The organism is Flavobacterium yafengii, from assembly GCF_030010375.1.
GTDB classification, from domain to species: Bacteria; Bacteroidota; Bacteroidia; order Flavobacteriales; family Flavobacteriaceae; genus Flavobacterium; species Flavobacterium yafengii.
Map to the genome: position 1 here is coordinate 1441416 of NZ_JASCRY010000001.1, position 17122 is coordinate 1458537.

Below are 17122 nucleotides of genomic sequence, written 5' to 3' on the forward strand. Positions count from 1 at the left end.
TGTCCCGCTTTCCGCTGTATTCCCGATAAATAAAAACTACGGCTGATAAAAGCCTTGTTTTTCTAAATCGGGAGATGCCGCTTCAATCGGGGCTAAATAACAAAATTCTTCCTTATTTATTAACAACGAGCAGCAACATCAAATAATTTTTAAAATAAAATCGTAAATTGCAGGCTTAAATTATCATATTCATAAAATGGAACAACAAAAACCATATATCCCTAACAATAAAGTAAGAATTGTAACCGCTGCAGCTCTTTTTGACGGTCACGATGCCGCAATCAACATCATGCGTAGGATTATTCAGTCTACAGGTGTTGAGGTAATCCATTTGGGCCACGATAGAAGTGTGGAAGAAGTTGTCAATACAGCAATTCAAGAAGATGCTAATGCGATTGCGATAACTTCCTATCAAGGAGGACATAACGAATATTTCAAATACATGTACGACTTGCTTCAGGAAAGAGGAGCAGGGAAAATCAAGATATTTGGCGGCGGCGGCGGTGTAATCCTGCCTTCTGAAATTGCCGAATTACAAGCGTACGGAATCACCAGAATTTACGCTCCGGATGACGGACGCGCGATGGGATTACAGGGAATGATAAACGATTTAGTGCAACAATCCGATTATCCTGTTGGCGATAAACTGACGGATGAAATAAAACATTTGGAAGAAAAAAATCCAAAAGCAATTGCCAGAATTATCTCGTCAGCAGAGAATTTTCCGGATGTTGCGGCCAAAACATTGGAAGCAATTCAAAAAAAGAATGAAAATAATACGATTCCGGTTCTTGGAATTACAGGAACAGGCGGAGCAGGAAAATCATCATTAGTAGATGAATTAGTGCGTCGTTTTCTTATCGATTTCCCAGAAAAAACAATCGGATTAATATCTGTCGATCCATCAAAACGGAAGACAGGAGGTGCTTTGTTAGGCGATAGAATCCGAATGAATGCCATCAATAATCCTCGTGTTTACATGCGTTCATTAGCTACACGTCAATCTAATTTAGCCTTGTCAAAATATGTTGCCGATGCGATTCAAGTAATTAAAGCGGCAAATTATGATATTATAATTCTGGAAACTTCTGGAATCGGGCAATCCGATACGGAAATCATGGATCACTCTGATGTTTCTTTATATGTTATGACACCGGAATTTGGTGCTGCAACCCAATTGGAAAAAATCGACATGCTTGATTTTGCTGATTTGGTAGCAATAAACAAATTTGACAAACGCGGTTCTCTTGATGCGTTAAGAGATGTGAAAAAACAATACCAACGCAACCACAATCTGTGGGATGCTAATTTAGATTCACTTCCGGTTTTCGGGACGATTGCTTCGCAGTTTAACGATCCGGGAATGAATACGCTGTACAAAGCAATAATGGACAAAGTCCATGAGAAAACGAATTCTGATTTGAAATCAACGTTCCAAATCACTCGTGAAATGAGCGAGAAGATTTTCGTTATTCCACCTCACAGAACCCGTTATTTATCTGAAATTGCCGAAAGCAATAGGAAATATGATGTGACGGCGGTAAGCCAAGAACAAGTAGCCCAAAAATTATACGGAATTTTCAAAACGATTGAAACGGTAGCCAAGAAAATACCTGAAATAAACAAAGCAGGAATTAATGACGATTCAGTTTTGCCAAGTGCTTTAGAATCTGAAAAACCAGGTGCTGCTGAGGACAAAATATTTTTGAATCTTTTACTGAATCAATTCGATAAAGTAAAAATGGATTTGGATCCGTACAATTGGGAAATCATTTTGACTTGGGACGAAAAAGTAAACAAGTATAAGAATCCAGTTTATACGTTTAAAGTTCGTGACAGGGAAATAAAAATGGCTACGCATACAGAGTCGCTTTCGCATTCTCAAATCCCGAAAATTGCGTTACCAAAGTACAAAGCTTGGGGTGATATTTTACGTTGGTGTTTGCAGGAAAATGTTCCCGGAGAATTCCCTTTTACTGCTGGATTGTATCCTTTCAAACGCGAAGGAGAAGATCCTTCCCGTATGTTTGCAGGAGAAGGCGGACCAGAAAGAACCAACAAACGTTTTCATTATGTAAGCGCAGGTTTACCTGCAAAACGATTGTCAACGGCTTTTGATAGTGTGACTTTATACGGAAACGATCCACATGTACGTCCTGATATTTATGGAAAAATCGGTAATGCCGGAGTTTCTATTTGTTGTTTGGACGATGCCAAAAAATTATATTCTGGTTTCGATTTGGTTCACGCGATGACTTCGGTGAGTATGACTATCAATGGTCCGGCACCAATGCTGTTAGGGTTTTTCATGAATGCGGCGATTGACCAGCAATGTGAGTTTTACATCAAAGAAAATGGTCTTGAAAAAGAAGTTGAAGCAAAAATAAAAAAAATATACGCAGCTAAAGGAGTCGAAAGACCATATTATCAAGGGGATTTACCTGAAGGAAATAACGGTTTAGGATTGATGCTTTTGGGTGTAACCGGAGATCAGGTTTTACCTTTGGAAGTGTATAACGACATAAAAGCAAGAACGTTGTCACAAGTTCGTGGAACGGTTCAGGCAGATATTCTTAAAGAAGATCAAGCACAAAATACTTGTATTTTCTCTACTGAATTTGCCCTACGATTGATGGGTGACGTACAGGAATATTTCATTACTAAGAATGTAAGAAACTTTTATTCGGTTTCTATTTCAGGATATCACATTGCTGAGGCTGGTGCAAATCCTATCACGCAATTGGCTTTCACACTTTCGAATGGTTTCACATATGTGGAATATTATTTAAGTCGTGGGATGAATATCAATGATTTTGGACCAAACTTATCATTCTTTTTCTCGAATGGTGTAGATCCGGAATATGCCGTTATAGGTCGTGTAGCGCGTAAAATTTGGGCGAAAGCCATGAAAAATAAATACGGAGCCAACGAACGTGCGCAAATGTTGAAATACCACATTCAAACTTCCGGGCGTTCTTTGCACGCACAGGAAATTGATTTCAATGATATTCGTACGACTTTGCAAGCCTTGTATGCCATTTATGATAACTGTAATTCGTTGCATACCAATGCGTATGACGAAGCAATCACCACGCCTACGGAAGAATCAGTGCGTCGTGCGATGGCAATTCAGTTGATTATTAATAAAGAATTAGGTTTAGCCAAAAACGAAAATCCAATTCAAGGTGCTTTTATCATCGAAGAATTGACAGATTTAGTGGAAGCGGCAGTTTTACAGGAATTTGATAGAATTACTGAACGTGGCGGAGTGCTTGGTGCTATGGAAACCATGTACCAAAGAAGTAAAATTCAGGAAGAAAGTTTGTATTATGAAACGTTGAAACATACGGGTGAATTTCCAATTATTGGTGTGAATACGTTCTTGAGTTCTAAAGGTTCTCCAACCGTAATTCCGGCCGAAGTAATTCGTGCCACAGAAGAAGAAAAACAATACCAAATTGATATGTTGAACCATTTACACCAGTCCAATCAGGATGTAGTGAATGCGCATTTAAATACGCTTCAGGAAGCAGCCATTAAAAACGAAAATTTATTTGAACATTTAATGGAAGCAACGAAGGTTTGTTCTTTGGGACAAATTACTTCAGCTTTGTTTGAAGTAGGCGGGCAGTATAGAAGAAATATGTAGAAATTTTCATTATTATAATTAAAGAAAAAGGCTGTCTCTACAAAGACAGCCTTTTTTAATACGATTCTGGAAGAATATTAATTAACAGCCAGATTCTGATTTTTCAATGTCGGTTTATACACTTCCGAGATTGCTTTTGTTGTTAAAAATGTTTTTTGTTCCGAGATAATAATTTCGTGTTTCACTTTTTTCAGGCTGTTTTCGACAACCAAATAATACGTTCCCACGGGAAATTCGTCTAAATTATAGGTCTTTGAGATTCCTTTTTCACCTTTTGCTTTTTCGGTGTAGATTAAATTATTCTGATCATCATAAATAGATACATTAGCTTGTTTAATTTGGTTTAGAGTAAAGCTAATTTCATTTCCGTTTCCTTTTTTTACATTAAGTAAAAAATTATCATCAATTGCATACATACTCATACTAGTCATTGCTACTATCAACAATAAACTTAATTTTAAAATGTTTTTCATAATTCTAGTTTTTTAAATTAATAGTTAAAATTTCTATTGTAAAATTAGGATAAGAATCATTTACGGAATAGAACTATATTTTCTGATTTAGGTGCTATTTTATCATCATAATGTCGATTATGGTTAAAATTTGATAATTTATAAATTCATATATGTTAAAAAAGTATATATTGTTTAATTTATAAATAAAAAAAGTAAGAGGTTTTTGTTTAATGTGGAGTTAATTATTAATTGAATTTTTTTTACAAAAACACATCAATATGGAATTAAGCAGTTCTAAATGAATCAATTGTTTTTGTAAAGTGTATTCGATTTTTAAACGATAAAGCAAGTTTTTCTGAAAAAGTGTATATTTACTTTTCAATCACCAAAAAACTTTCAAATGAAAAAACTTCAGATTCTATTTTTATTTTTTCTTTTGGGCCATACGATACATTCTTATGGTGCAAAAGCCGATACGTTACAAATTCCGAGTTCAGCTATGAATAAAACCTATAAAGCTGCGGTAGTATTGCCAAGTTCTTATGCTAAAAGCAAGGTTAACTATCCTGTTCTTTATCTGTTGCACGGTGCTTATGGTCATTTTAATGATTGGTTGTCTAAAACCCCGGATAAGAATTTATTGCACAATTTGGCTGATCAGTATAATATCATAATTGTAATGCCGGAAGGAGAAACATTTAGTTTTTATCTGGATAGTCCTGTTAATAAAGGAAGTCAGTTTGAAACCTATATTACAAAAGAAGTAATTGAGAAAGTAGATAATACCTATCGAACAATAAATGACAGAAAAGGACGTGTAATTACGGGACTTTCTATGGGAGGTCACGGAGCATTGTATCTTTCGACAAAACACCCAGAACTATTTTGTGCCGCAGGAAGTATGAGCGGAGCTGTTGATATGGGAAGCTTGATTAATCCGGAATCTAAGGAAAGAGTTACTAAATTAATGGAACCTGTTTTTGGAATTGAAGGAGCGTCACAGGAAGTGTATGCCTCAAATGCTGTTTTAAATATGGTTGACAAAATAAAAAGTAACAAACTGGAATTGATTATAGATTGCGGAGTAGATGATTTTTTGATAGAATCTAACAGGGAATTACACCGAAGACTCGTTTATAATAAAGTTTCTCATGATTATACGGAACGTCCAGGAGCTCACACTTGGGAATATTGGGAAAATGCATTGCCTTCTCATGTGTTATTTTTTAGCAAAATTTTAAGAAACAACACTGTTGCCGTGAAATAGAAATTAGAATTGGATTATAATTTTTAACACAAAAGACCTTTCAGCAATGAAGGGTCTTTTTTTTGACATTTTTTAGACTGCTATATTGTTTTTAAGAATAAAAAGCAATGTTTTTATACCTTCCTGAGGTTTTTTTAATCTTAAAAAAGGATTCATTTTCAGTACTTTAAAAGAAAGAATTGTTTAAATAAATGTTGGATGAAGAATCGATACTACTAATTCATATGTTAAAGGATATTACTGTTTTTTAACATTGTTTTTTTATTAACAAAATTTAAATAATATATTACTTAATTAATTGATTATCAATAAGTTAACAGGTTTTTAAGTATTAATATTTCGCAGCTGTAAACCTTTTCTTAGCGAATAGTGTCTCTTGTCGGGAATAACAGAATTTTATCTTGTTTAGCGCTCTTTCTTTTTCTTTTTTTGATGTTATAGTTAACTTTGATTCAACAAAAGTTAATTATTTAAGTTTTTTTTATAACGTAACTATTTGGTTGTCAGATGTATTTTTACTCTTTGCAATAAAATGGACTTTTTTAGATGGAGTGCTTCATAAAATTGTTTTTTGAAGATATTTCGTTTGTTACAAGTTTTTCCTTTGAGTTAAAAATCTTTTGTTTAAACCAGTTATTAATTTCAATACTGATTGTTTTAGATTAAAGTTTAAAGATTGCTTTGTAAAGCAATTGTCTGGTAGATAAAAGAATTTAGTTATTGTTCCCCACAATAAAAATCTTTTGAATGATGGATTACTTCATTAATGTGTTTATGAAGGTTGATTTGTAGCTCAGTAATTTTTAGCCCCAGTCTGTAACTTCCTTTTTTTTCTAATTTATGGTATTAAACTACTCTCTATCTATGGAACAGGACCTTTTCAACTCTTCGAAAACCCCACTTCTACATGCGCTTTCTTATTAATAATATGGTCTTAAAACCAAATTATTATGAAAAAATTTATATTTTATACGATAAAAAGTGTACAAGATTATTGTTGCACTTTTTCCTGGCGCTTCAACGCAGGTTTTTCGAGCTTTTTTTGGACGAGTGCGTTTGCTAAAAAGCTCTTTTTTTATGCCACTTTACTGCTTTTAGTATTTGGTCAAGCTCCTATTTATGGGCAGCTTGTAGGTGGAGCAACTGTCAAAGCCGGTTTTGGTATTGATGGGGATGCCTATGCTAACCTGCTACAATTTGGTAATCTTGCTGGTCCTTCGAATACTGATGACTGGTTTAACAGTACATATCCGGGCAACGGTCGGGGAGTGATAAAACAAACTGACCCAATTCCAGCAACTCCCAATGAAGCCTTTTCATTCAGACAATCCATAACAACTCTTAATTCTCCTTATCCTTATCCTCTTGTTCCTGGCGTTAATGATTTAGGAGTCGTTGTTGATTATTTGTGGTTGGATGCCGTTTATGGCAGGGATAACTATGTAAAAGGGGGTAGTGCTGAAAAATCCTATTTTGCAGGTTCTGGGGATAAGAATTCCGATAATCCATCTACTTGGTCTATTGGAACTTCTGGAAGTGTTCCTCAAAAAGATGACCTTATTGATGTGTATGCACATTTAAGAGGAGAAGGTCCTAGAATCCCATTTACACCGCCAGGGAATACTGACCCAAGACCCTTTACTACACTTTGGGCATACGCGGGAGCTTCTTTAGTGGTTACCAATGGTAACAAGCATGTCGATTTTGAGTTCTTCCGTACTGCATTAGACGAAGCTGCAGACTTATCTGTTCCTGGGGCTACTGGTCCCGACGGAGGTCGAACTGCCTGGACTTTTAATCCTGACGGATCTGTTGCAATTCCCGGAACCATTATTGTTTCTGTAGATTATACTAACGGGGGAACCTCACCTCAAGTTAGAATCAGGGTATGGATGGACGAAACCGTTTTTAATAATTTTAATAATTTACCTATCAGCGGTCGTCCTTTTACAGTAGATCCTGGAACTTTTGAAAGTGGAACAGGAAGTACTGTGAACGGAATCACTTATGGTTATGGTGTTATTTTGCCTAATGTAGGAACAACGGCTATCTGGGGTAGAGTCAATGATAATGACAGCACACTGGGCCCACCTTGGGGAACCTTTGAAGGTTCTACACCGGATGCGGTAACTCACTATCAAGCCTTACAGTTTGTTGAAATAGGAATTAATCTTACTGCTTTTGGATTGGATGCACGTGGGTCACAAGATCCATGTAGCAATATATTGGGTAGTTTATTGGTTAAAACCCGAAGTAGTGGTGGTGGTCCAACCGATAGTACTGCTTTTGGCAGTGAGCTGAAAGATTTTGCAGGTCCTTTCTTATTTGGGAATACTGGAACCCCACCAGTTGTAACAGTTACTCCTAAGACTACTTGTTCAGGTTTACAAGTTGACTTGACTGAAGGGGCAAGTACTACTCCATCTGGTGGCGTAATTCGCTATTACACGGATGATGATTACGAAGTCGCAGATGAAATAACTAATCCAACAACTTATATACCATCTGAAACTATGACTATTTATGCTCGTAGTGAAAGCGTAACGAATCCAGGTTGTTATGGGACAGCATCGTTGATTGTAACCGTGAACAATCAACCTGATGCAGGAACCGATGGTAATACGACAGTTTGTGACAGCAGTATTGCATCTATCAATCTTTATTCTTTGATTACAGGAGAGGATGCAGGCGGAACATGGACCCGTTTAACTGGAACCGGTGGTACTTTTAATGCAGCGGCAGGTACATTTGTACCTACAGGCGCTACTACCAGTACGTTTAAATATTTGTTATCAGCTACCGCTCCTTGTGTTGCCGATGAGAGCATCGCTACAGTTAATGTGAACAATCAACCTGATGCAGGAACTGACGGTAATACGACAGTTTGTGACAGTAGTATTGCATCGATAGACCTTTATTCTTTGATTACAGGAGAAGATGCAGGAGGAACATGGACACGTTTAACAGGAACCGGAGGTACTTTTAATGCGGCAGCGGGTACTTTTGTACCAACAGGCGCTACTACCAGTACGTTTAGATATTCATTATCGGCTACCGCACCTTGTGTTGCCGATGAAAGCATCGCTACTGTTAATGTGAATAATCAACCTGATGCAGGAACCGATGGTAATACAACAGTTTGTGACAGCAGTATTGCATCAATTGACTTGTTTAGTTTGATCACAGGAGAAGATGCAGGCGGAACATGGACCCGTTTGACAGGAACCGGAGGTACTTTTAATGCGGCAGCAGGTACGTTTGTACCAACAGGCGCTACTACGAGTACGTTTAGATATTCATTATCGGCTACCGCACCATGTGTTGCCGATGAGAGCATCGCTACAGTTAATGTGAACAATCAACCTGATGCAGGAACCGATGGTAATACAACAGTTTGTGACAGCAGTATTGCATCTATCAACCTTTATTCTTTGATTACTGGAGAGGATGCTGGCGGAACATGGACCCGTTTAACTGGAACCGGAGGTACTTTTAATGCGGCAGCGGGTACGTTTGTACCAACAGGCGCTACTACGAGTACGTTTAGATATTCATTATCGGCTACCGCTCCGTGCGTTGCTGATGAGAGCATTGCTACTGTTAATGTGAACAATCAACCTGATGCAGGAACCGATGGTAATACAACAGTTTGTGATAGCAGTATTGCATCAATTGACTTGTTTAGTTTGATCACAGGAGAAGATGCAGGCGGAACATGGACCCGTTTGACTGGAACCGGAGGTACTTTTAATGCGGCAGCGGGTACGTTTGTACCTACAGGTGCTACTACCAGTACGTTTAGATATTCATTATCGGCTACTGCTCCTTGTGTTGGCGATGAGAGCGTTGCTACTGTTAATGTAAACAATCAACCCGATGCAGGAACCGATGGTAATACAACAGTTTGTGACATTAGTATTGCATCTATCAATCTTTATTCTTTGATTACTGGAGAGGATGCTGGCGGAACATGGACCCGTTTAACTGGAACCGGAGGTACTTTTAATGCAGCAGCGGGTACGTTTGTACCAACAGGCGCTACTACCAGTACGTTTAGATATTCATTATCGGCTACCGCTCCGTGCGTTGCTGATGAGAGCATTGCTACTGTTAATGTGAACAATCAACCTGATGCAGGAACCGATGGTAATACAACAGTTTGTGATAGCAGTATTGCATCAATTGACTTGTTTAGTTTGATCACAGGAGAAGATGCAGGCGGAACATGGACCCGTTTAACAGGAACCGGAGGTACTTTTAATGCGGCAGCGGGTACGTTTGTACCAACAGGCGCTACTACGAGTACGTTTAGATATTCATTATCGGCTACAGCTCCTTGTGTTGGCGATGAGAGCATTGCTACTGTTAATGTAAACAATCAACCCGATGCAGGAACCGATGGTAATACAACAGTTTGTGACAGCAGTATTGCATCTATCAACCTTTATTCTTTGATTACTGGAGAGGATGCAGGCGGAACGTGGACCCGTTTAACTGGAACCGGAGGTACTTTTAATGCGGCAGCGGGTACGTTTGTACCAACAGGCGCTACTACCAGTACGTTTAGATATTCATTATCGGCTACCGCTCCGTGCGTTGCTGATGAAAGCATCGCTACTGTTAATGTGAATAATCAACCTGATGCAGGAACCGATGGTAATACAACAGTTTGTGACAGCAGTATTGCATCAATTGACTTGTTTAGTTTGATCACAGGAGAAGATGCAGGCGGAACATGGACCCGTTTAACAGGAACCGGAGGTACTTTTAATGCGGCAGCGGGTACGTTTGTACCTACAGGTGCTACTACGAGTACGTTTAGATATTCATTATCGGCTACTGCTCCTTGTGTTGGCGATGAGAGTATCGCTACTGTTAATGTGAACAATCAACCCGATGCAGGAACTGATGGAAATACAACAGTTTGTGACAGCAGTATTGCATCAATTGACTTATTTAGTTTGATAACAGGAGAGGATGCAGGCGGAACATGGACCCGTTTAACAGGAACCGGAGGTACTTTTAATGCGGCGGCAGGTACGTTTGTACCAACAGGCGCTACTACGAGTACGTTTAGATATTCATTATCGGCTACCGCACCTTGTGTTGCCGATGAAAGCATCGCTACTGTTAATGTGAACAATCAACCTGATGCAGGAACCGATGGTAATACAACAGTTTGTGACAGCAGTATTGCATCTATCAACCTTTATTCTTTGATTACAGGAGAGGATGCAGGCGGAACATGGACCCGTTTAACTGGAACCGGAGGTACTTTTAATGCGGCAGCGGGTACTTTTGTACCAACAGGTGCTACTACGAGTACGTTTAGATATTCATTATCGGCTACCGCTCCGTGCGTTGCTGATGAGAGCATTGCTACGGTAAACATTAATCCAACCCCTATTGCTCTTGTATTGACTGGAAGTACTATCTGTGCTTCTGCACCTGGAACAGGGACAGTAAGTTCAACTACTTCTGAATTAGGAGTAAGTTATCAATTAAGAATTGGTATTACCCCAGTACAGGCTCCACAAGCTGGTACAGGTGGCGCTCTTTCATGGATTAATCTTAATGCAGGAACAAACTACAATGTAGTTTCTACAGGTGTTGCTCCAACCAACTGTCCAGGCTCAAGCAATAGTGTAGATGTAGCGACTGAAGCTTGTGAAAAAGCTTTATGTACTTACACACAAGGGTATTACGGTAATCTTGGAGGTATGTCATGTGCCCCAAATGATGAAAGTGGTTTTGATAAATACACCACTCTAGAGCTTATAGAAAGAGCTTTGGCATCTTATGGAGGAACAATGACAATAGGTTCATTAGGAAATACTGTGATAATTACAAATACACTTTCTGATAGAGAAGCTATAATAAGCGTTTTACCTGGAGGTGGAAGCAGTTATGTGTTATCAGGTAGTTACTCAATTAGCGCATTGCCTAGTAGTTATTTGTCTAAAAAAGGGACTATCAATAATACTTTATTAGCTCAAACTATCGCGTTAGGACTTAATATAGGTATAAATGGAGCTCTTAGTGATTTTGTATTAGAAGGAGGTATTTTGGTAACTGCTGCTGCTGAAGGTGGTTGTGGTTCAGATATTCCTAAAGAGCGTACATGTAATTATGATATCAATGGTAATTTGACCAGTGTGACTAATGATTACCAATACTACTCAATAGATGCCAATGTTTTAGCGGCCATTGAAGGAGATAAAACGGTACAAGGACTGTTTGATTTGGCAAATAAAGCTTTAGGAGGAGGAAATACAAATGGAGTATCACTTACCAGTATTGCTGATGTTGTCGATAAAATCAATAATGCTTTTGATGGTTGTAGAATATTTATAGGGTATGACGTTCCAAAATGTCCAACTACTATCAATACAACTGCACCGATAGAAAGAACAATTGAAACTGCAAGCTTTGATGCCTATCCAGTTCCTTTCAAAGATGAGCTTACAATCAAATATAAATTTGATTATGTATCTGATGTGAAAATTGATGTACTTAATTCACAAGGAGTTTCAGTACTTTCAAAAATGGATAATAATAGTTACATGAACAAAGAAGTTACACTAAATCTTAATTCTTATGTAGATAGATCTGAAGTGTATGTTGTAAAAGTAACTACCAATAGAGGAAGTAGTGTGAAAAAAGTGATTTCTTCAAAATAGGTTGCAAATAGTCATCTGATCCTATAAAATATAGAGAAGGATCAGTATATATAATTAAACCTCGAAAGTTTTGCTTTCGAGGTTTTTTATTGTTTTAAATGATTGATTTTCAGTGTTTTAAATTAAAAAATAGATTGTTTTTAAACATACTATTTTTCTTATTCAATAGGTTTTTTATCGAATATATTTGCTTTTCATCAGATTTGCTTTTCGCTTTTTAATAAGGTTCTAATTCATTGATTAACTTTAATATAGCAAATAAATAATTTATTTTTTGAACTATTTTTAAGCTGTTTTTCCAAAATAGTTTACTGGTAAAAAAGGATTTTTATTATTGTTTCCCACAATTAAATATTCTTTTGACGAAGGAGTTCTTCAATTTTTTTGAAGGTGTTTTTAATACGGGAAGTTTTATCGCTTCAATCGAAAAGCTTTCTATTTGCTCTTTTTTTAACTTATTTATTAATTTGAAATTAAGGTTTTTAAGTTTCTTTTAAAGCCCCAATTTGGTTAATAAAAGGTAGTTTATTCCCCCAAAATAAAATATTCTTTTGATGATGGTGTACTTCATAAATTTTTATGGAGGTATTTTGTTTTATATGATTTTTTCTATCCCAATTCTACTAGTTTCCTATTTTTTAACAACTATGGAGTAAAATTACAATATCATGAAAAATAATACACTTCAGCAGTTTTTCGGAGCTTTATCGAGCAAAAACATATTTTGCTTTTTATCGAGAAACATGGTTTCTACATTAAGTTTTTTTAAAATTAATGTTGGAATTCCAATTGATTACCGAGATCGATTGGGTAAATTAATTATTAGACCACTGTATTTTTTTACAATGTTTCTGTTATTTCTAATAGGGATTACTTCTTGGGCGCAAAATAGATCTACTAGTCAAACTTCGCTTTTAAGAGGGGCAATTGCCTTTACTGATGCATCTGCTCGTATTAACAAAGTCTCTCACCCATACGATATATACGCACAGCAAAATACCATTAAGCAGGCTTTTATGTTTGATGCTATAAGAGGTTCTGGATCTAACGCTGTGAAGCCGCAGACGGCCAATATAGACCAGATTAGAAATGGATCGAAATCATCTCCTCTTAGTTCAGGTAACTGGGTAAATGGAAATGCAAATGCTACACAAGCGCATTACGCTGAAGGATGGTCTATACCTTATCGTATTGTAATGAATAATCTTGTGTCAGGATCTCATGATCTGATAATTGAATGGGATATAAAACATTCCGGAAAAAATGCACTTGATTATATAACACACTATGACAATATAGATAATCCAACAGGATCTCATTTTGCAACCTTCGGGCATTCACAAGAAGTAATAGATCCAACTGTAGGGATATTTGGTTTGGCAGCGCCCAATACGTTTGAAATTCCAGCTCCTAGTTCTCTAAATTCACCTGTTCCTGATATTCCTACAAGCAGTTTTAATGCTTTGGCAGCAGCAAAAAAATTAATGACTATATATAACGGAACTATTACTGGAATTAGTTATGAAAGTCAAGGAGATTTAACCGCTGCGCAATCATCAACAAGATTAAAAATCACGTTTACCACTACTAATTCTACAGTAGTAATGGCATGGGCTGGTCATATTGCTGCTGAATATGACTGGGGAATTGGTAATGGTGCTACGGGGGTTTCAGGTTCACCATATCATACACGTCTTATTTCACTTGATGGTGATGGTGGTAATCAGGATAGATCGCTTGCGGCTGCGGCTGTGGTAAGTCCTCCACGATGTTCTGTTTCAGGGCCATTAACCGCTTGTCCAGAAGTGGCGAACTTAGTTTTTAATTCGACTATCCTTAACCCAAATGGCAGCCCGGTAACGTATTCATGGGCTTTTACTAGTAATGCTGCGGGAGCAACTTTTAGTGGATCCACAACAAGTTCATCAGTAACTGTTGTACCATCCGGCACTGATTTTACGCCCGGTGGGAGTTTTGAAATTACTTCAACAGTGACTAGAAATGGAGTGGCAAGTGTTTGCTCTCAGACAGTTTCTATTAATTTATCAACAACTGCGTCAGCGGGTAATGCTCCATCGGCACAGTGTCCAGAAGCAGGAGGAAATGATTTCAGCTTGAGTGGAAGTTTTACTAACGGAACTGCACTATGGACTGTTAAGACAGGATCAGCAACAGGTACAGCTGTAGGCTCTGTAAAAAGTGATGGTACTACGGCTACTCCAGTAGTGCATGTAGATGGAGTGGGTTCGGTAACTTTTATATTGACAGTAACCAGTAACCAGACCCCTTCTTGTGTTGCTTCAACAAGTGAAGTTACGGTTACAGTAAATGCAACACCAGTAGAACCAGATGTCACTTATACTGCGCCAACTTGTAATGAAAACACTTTCAGTATTACTATTACTAATGTTGTCAGTGGAGCTACTTATACAATAACAGATAAAAATGGAGATGATATTGTAGATATTACAGGACTTACCGCAGCGCCATCAACTTATATTGCCCCAAATGCTAATGATGCTACATTTGGTAATATTCCGGCAGGATCGGGCTACCAAGTTAGTGTTTCAGTCAATGGCTGTTCTGATACAAACATTTGTCCACCAATAACAAAACAAGCTGCTAGAACTACCGATGTGGTTGCGCCTATAGAAGCAAAAACTGAAGCCGCAGGGTTTACTACTTATCCTGTTCCTTTCAAAGACCAACTCACCATAAGATACAATTTTGACTACGTTTCTGATGTGAAAATCGAGGTGTTTGATTCACAAGGTATTTCAGTGCTTTCTAAAGCCGATACTAATGGTTATTTGAATAAAGAAGTTACGCTTGATCTTAAATTGAATAGAGGAAGAGACCAAGTATATGTTGTAAAAGTGACTACTAATCGTGGAAGCAGTATTAAAAAAGTAATTTCTTCCCGATAGTTTTTAAAACTAATTTTAATCAAAAAGCATCTGTTTTTGCAGATGCTTTTTTTATGCTTTTATAAATCGATTATTTTATCCAGTTTCAAATACTTAATATGTATTTCCTTTTCTTTTTAAGAAACTCGCAGATTTTGCAATTTTTAATGAATATTTTTCTTTAAACGGGTTGTTCAGCATTTCAGAACATCGATACGAAATTTTCCTTTGGCTTAAAGCCAAAAATATTTCATAAGTAGAATCAAATTACTAATTCCAAAAAAAATATTATGTTGCTCCTTAATCCTGCCTTATGTCGTGCAACCTAGCATTATCATATAATTGAAGTTCTTTTTTTGGTTTTTTTAAAGTACATTATTTTTAAAAATAAACTTTGGCACAATTAATGGATACAGTTTTTCAATATAAATTATAAAGCTATAACTAATGAAAAAAATTACCTTATTTTTAGTTTTCATCGGGATGATGACACTACAAAGTTGCGAAGTAACCGAAATAAACGATACTGTGGATAATGATACCATTAGTGAAGTGTTTGAAGTTACAACTTCATTTAATTCTAATAATAACTACAGTAGATTGGTTACTTTTGATCCGCCAATTTATTCCTCGGATGTAGTTTTAGTGTATCACTTATACGATACAGTAAATGGTGAAGACATTTGGAAACTAATGCCTCAAACGTATTATTTTAGTGATGGTGGAGAATTAGATTTCAATTTTGATTACACAAGATATAATGTTAATATTTTTCTTTCCGCTAATTTTAGCCTTACTACATTGCCATCAAGTTGGACACAAGACCAAACTTTTAGAATTGCAATTATACCAGCTAATTTTGCAACTACAGTCAATAAAAACAATATAGATGCAGTCATGTCAGCATTAAGTGTTACTAAAGGTGAGATTAAAAAAATTGATTTGTAAAGCATACTTTTCATAAATAAAAAAGGAAATCGTGAGATTTCCTTTTTTTATTTATTGTACTTTTTATGATTATACCATTTCTTTGCTGCTCTTTCTTAGAGATGCAATAATTCCTGCTATAAGCGAAACGGCTATAAAAGCCAGTGACACCCATTCTGGTAATTTAATATAATCATGAAGCAGCATTTTAATACCTACAAAAGTCAAAATAGCAATAAGACTGTATTCTAAATGAGCAAATTTATCAAGCATATGGGCAAGAAAGAAATACATAGAGCGTAATCCTAAAATGGCAAAGATATTCGAACTAAAAACTAAAAAAGGATCACTTGTTATGGCTAAAATTGCAGGAACACTGTCTATCGCAAATACGACATCCATTACTTCAATAACTATAAGTGCTACAAAAAGGGGTGTAGCAGCTGTAATATGTCTTCTTTTTACAAAGAAATGTTCTCCGTCGATGTGATTGGAGATAGGCATCACTTTTTTAAGAGTCTTATAGATTACTGATTTTTTAGGTTCAAATTTTTCATCTTCACCGCTAAACAACATTTTCATGGCAGTGTATATTAGAAAACCTCCAAAAATATAGGTCATCCATGAAAATTTGTTAATAAGCAAAACACCAAAATAAATCATTAAACCTCTAAAAACGATGGCACCTAATATTCCCCAAAATAATACGCGATGCTGATATTTTTGAGGGATTTTAAAGGCAGAGAAAATAATAGCGATGACAAAAATATTATCTATACTAAGGGATAATTCTATTAAATAGCCTGTGATAAATTTTATTGACGCATCTGCAGGTTTCAAAGTATCTGGATTTGCAATATAATCTGTGGTGTAAAGCCAGTAGACTACTCCAGAAAACATAAAAGATAATGTAACCCATATAGCAGTCCATTTACCAGCCTCTTTTGAACTTATAATATGTGGTGTTTTATTGAAAACTCCTAAATCGAGTGCAAGAAAAATTAAAACAGCTGTTAAAAAAGAAATCCAGACAATCATAAGTGTAATTTTTAAAGTTGTGCAAAGATACTTTATGAATTTTTAACTTCCATAAATATTTAATCTAAAGTTTTTATGTAGTAAATGGTGTTCAAATTTTTTTAATGAAAATAGGAGTAAAAAAAAATATAGTATCTAAAATTATTATGTTGTTATAATTAGATGTCTTTTTTGAGAATTTGATAAATTTAGGTCATTTA

Annotated in this window: 7 protein-coding genes; 5 read left to right on the plus strand and 2 right to left on the minus strand. The window is 36.4% G+C overall.

The genetic code is table 11. The features are described from left to right. The first annotated feature begins 196 nt into the window (after window positions 1-196). Entirely contained in the window at window positions 197-3649 is a 3453-nt protein-coding gene (locus tag QLS97_RS06310; RefSeq protein WP_282715078.1) for a methylmalonyl-CoA mutase family protein, read from the plus strand. 77 nt (window positions 3650-3726) lie between these two features. Here QLS97_RS06310 and QLS97_RS06315 read toward each other — a convergent pair whose 3' ends face one another. Next, entirely contained in the window at window positions 3727-4122 is a 396-nt protein-coding gene (locus QLS97_RS06315; RefSeq protein ID WP_282715079.1) for a FimB/Mfa2 family fimbrial subunit, read from the minus strand. A 382-nt stretch (window positions 4123-4504) separates the two neighbouring features. Between QLS97_RS06315 and QLS97_RS06320 the strand changes: the two genes are divergently transcribed. The 4 genes from QLS97_RS06320 (at window position 4505) to QLS97_RS06335 (ending at window position 15905) form a co-directional block, all read left to right on the plus strand. Next, a complete protein-coding gene (locus tag QLS97_RS06320) occupies window positions 4505-5371 on the plus strand; it encodes an alpha/beta hydrolase (protein WP_282715081.1) in 867 nt (288 codons plus the stop codon). Window positions 5372-6321: 950 nt separating this feature from the next. Further along, a complete protein-coding gene (locus tag QLS97_RS06325; RefSeq protein ID WP_282715083.1) occupies window positions 6322-12051 on the plus strand; it encodes a T9SS type A sorting domain-containing protein in 5730 nt (1909 codons plus the stop codon). Window positions 12052-12719: 668 nt separating this feature from the next. After that, on the plus strand, window positions 12720-14978 hold the full coding sequence (locus QLS97_RS06330; RefSeq protein ID WP_282715085.1) for a T9SS type A sorting domain-containing protein: 2259 nt from the start codon (window positions 12720-12722) through the stop codon (window positions 14976-14978). A 426-nt stretch (window positions 14979-15404) separates the two neighbouring features. Next, window positions 15405-15905, plus strand: a complete 501-nt coding sequence (locus tag QLS97_RS06335) for a hypothetical protein (protein WP_282715095.1) — start codon at window positions 15405-15407, stop codon at window positions 15903-15905. A gap of 69 nt (window positions 15906-15974) precedes the next feature. Here QLS97_RS06335 and QLS97_RS06340 read toward each other — a convergent pair whose 3' ends face one another. After that, window positions 15975-16922, minus strand: a complete 948-nt coding sequence (locus QLS97_RS06340; protein ID WP_282715097.1) for a TerC family protein — start codon at window positions 16920-16922, stop codon at window positions 15975-15977. Between the last annotated feature and the right edge of the window lie 200 nt (window positions 16923-17122).